The organism is Clostridium celatum, from assembly GCF_021412605.1.
GTDB classification, from domain to species: domain Bacteria; phylum Bacillota; class Clostridia; order Clostridiales; family Clostridiaceae; genus Clostridium; species Clostridium celatum.
This window is the reverse complement of sequence record NZ_JAJKGM010000092.1, coordinates 1-1655: the sequence shown is the minus strand read 5'-3', so window position 1 is coordinate 1655 and position 1655 is coordinate 1. Positions and strand designations below refer to the sequence as shown.

2 protein-coding genes are annotated in these 1655 nt (G+C 28.8%); both read left to right on the top strand.

The annotated features are described in order from the left end of the window. The first annotated feature begins 69 nt into the window (after window positions 1–69). On the top strand, window positions 70–750 hold the full coding sequence (locus LPC13_RS16650; RefSeq protein WP_234089026.1) for a transposase: 681 nt from the start codon (window positions 70–72) through the stop codon (window positions 748–750). A gap of 17 nt (window positions 751–767) precedes the next feature. Next, window positions 768–1613, top strand: a complete 846-nt coding sequence (locus LPC13_RS16645) for an IS3 family transposase (protein WP_077711607.1) — start codon at window positions 768–770, stop codon at window positions 1611–1613. Window positions 1614–1655: the final 42 nt, after the last annotated feature.

Genomic DNA, 1655 nt, shown 5'->3' with positions numbered 1-1655 from the left:
TGATATGCTCCCTTTATAGTAGACAGTTAAAATAATAAAACTGTCATTACTATAGAGGGAGCAATTTTTATGGGAAGAAAAGCTAAGATATCATATGAAATTAAATTTAAATTTATAGAAAAGTATTTAAATGGAAATATATCTCAAATAGGTATAGCCAGAGAATTAGGATTACATCCAAGTAGTATTCAGGGATGGATACGTAAATATAAAGCCTTCGGCCCGGAAGGATTAAAAACCATTAAGAAAAATACTCATTATAGTTCTGAACTCAAGCTTAGTGCAGTTAAAGATTATATTAATGGAAAAGGTTCATTAGCAGATATATCTTTAAAATATAATCTTTCCTGTACAGGTATTCTCACACAATGGATAAATAAGTATAATAAATGTCATAAAACATGTAAATCTCATAATAACAAAGGAGATCATATTATGACTAACGGAAGAAAAACTACATATGAAGAAAGAATAGAAATAGTTGCATTTTGTATTGCTAACGCTAACGATTATAATTTAACTGCAAATAAATATAAGGTTTCTTATCAGCAAGTTTATACTTGGATTAATAAATATAATCGAGGTGGATATGAAGCACTAGTCGACAGACGCGGTAAGCGTAAAAAACTTGAAGACTTAAGCGAATATGAGAAAATTGCTGCACAATTAAAACTTTTAGAATCTGAAAATAGACGTTTAAAAATGGAGAATGATTTCTTAAAAAAGTTAGACGAAATCGAAAGGAGGTAGATAAATATATAGCAATTATGGAACTTAACCAGTCTGGATATTCGATATCTGAATTATGCAAATGTGCAAGGATTAGTAGATCTTCATATTATAAATGGTTAAATAGAAAAGAAACTCAAAGAGATAAAGAAAATAAAGAAATTTCGAATGAAATTATTAAGATATATTCTGAGGTAAAAGGTATTTATGGCTATAGAAGAATAACTTTAAATTTAAATAAAACTCTAGGTTCTAATTACAATCATAAACGTATTTATAGATTAATGAAATCTATGAATATGTCTGCTGTAATTCGTAAGAAGAGAAAGAGATATGTTCATAGCACCCCTCAAATAACTGCTGAAAATTTATTAAATAGAAACTTTATAACTGAAAATATTAATGAAAAATGGTTAACTGATGTTACAGAATTTAAATTAACTAACGGAACAAAAGCTTATCTAAGTGCGATTTTAGATCTTGGAGACAATAGCATCGTTTCTTATGTATTAGGTACTTCTAATAATAATAAATTAGTTTTTGATACACTAGATAAAGCTGTTATAACTAATCCGACGGCAACGCCACTATTTCATAGTGATCGCGGGTTTCAATATACAAGTAAGAGCTTTAAACTTAAGCTAGATGCTATTAATGCCAAACAAAGTATGTCTAGAGTTGGGCGATGTATTGATAATGGACCTATGGAAGGTTTTTGGGGAATATTAAAATCTGAAATGTATTATTTACAAAAGTTTCATACTTACGAACAGCTTGAAAAAGCTATAGATGAATATATAGAATTTTATAATACAAAAAGAATACAAAAAAAGCTAAAAGGCATGGCTCCACTTGAATATAGGAGTCATACCTTAGCATCATAATTTTTTATTATTTACCCTGTCTACTTGACGGGGGGCAGTTCA